At 69.2% G+C, this 1036-nt stretch carries 1 protein-coding gene and 1 pseudogene; both read right to left on the reverse strand.

The window, feature by feature from the left end; translation table 11 throughout:
* Positions 1 to 53 precede the first annotated feature (53 nt).
* Positions 54 to 338: a hypothetical protein gene (locus tag ONA70_RS36375; protein WP_265011004.1), complete on the reverse strand. Its 285-nt coding sequence runs from the start codon at positions 336 to 338 to the stop codon at positions 54 to 56.
* A 31-nt stretch (positions 339 to 369) separates the two neighbouring features.
* A pseudogene (locus ONA70_RS37105) lies at positions 370 to 1005 on the reverse strand (transposase family protein); the annotation flags it as partial.
* Positions 1006 to 1036 lie beyond the last annotated feature (31 nt).

A 1036-nucleotide genomic window follows, 5' to 3' on the forward strand; every position in this document is an offset into this window, starting at 1 on the left:
ACGATCTCGTGCGCAATTGGGCAGGGCCGTGAGGTGCCATGATTCGGTTCTGGCTACCAGGTGATCATGCGGTCGGACACGAGGCCGGCGACGGCGTCGATGGTCTCGGGTAGCAGTTCGCGGCGGCCGGTGAAGCGCTGCAGTTGTCGCCACCATTTCAGCTCCGCGATGGCGTGTTCGACCGGGATGCGCTGTGACGACTGGTGTTTACGTTCGGCTTCCCATGCGGCCTGCCGGGCCGGTGGTGCGCCAGGGCGGAGTTTCAGCGGCGGTGCTGTGACCTGGCCGGGGTGGGTCTTGGCGAGCCCTTGGTAGCCGGTGTCGACCAGGACCTTCACCCTGCGGGTACGCGTCCAGCAGGGCATCGATGCCCTCAACGCGGGCGGCGGTGGTGTCGTGCATCCGGCCCGGCCGGTGCCCACCGCACCACAGGGTCGCGCCGTACTCGTCGGCCACGACGGTGGCCTTGATCGTGTTCTGCTTGACCTTCCCGGACACGAACGCCTTGCGCCCGGGTCGGCCGGCCCGAGGGCGGCGGACCCGGATCTCGGTGGCATCCAGCCGCAGCGTCACACCCTCCGCGGCGGCATACGCGAACACGTCGGCCAGGGTGTGTAGTCGTATCCCGCGCGGGCGGGCGACCCCTCGACGGGCCAGCATCGGTCGGACCTGCCCGATCGCCCGAGTCACGGTGGAGCGATCCACCCCGAACGCCGCCGCCAGGGCTTCGTGCGGCACGCCCAGCCGTAGATGAGCAAGGGTGATAGTCAGCCGGTCGGTGAACCGCAGGATCAGACGGCGGCCGGCCCCGGCCGCCCGCCGCCGCTGGCCGCTGCGGCGGGCATGCAGGCGACCTTCCCGACCCGCCAGCCATATCGGGAACAGCTCGGTCCGTAGCAGGTGCAGATGCCGGCGGGAGATCCCGGTGAACGCGGGATGGCTGAAAACACGACGAGCCCACCGGATCGACACCGGAAGATCATCGCCTACGCGGACCGACCCCACCGACCGTCCAATTTCCAATTGCGCACGAAAT

Source organism: Micromonospora yasonensis (assembly GCF_026013475.1).
Classification (GTDB): Bacteria; Actinomycetota; Actinomycetes; order Mycobacteriales; family Micromonosporaceae; genus Micromonospora; species Micromonospora yasonensis.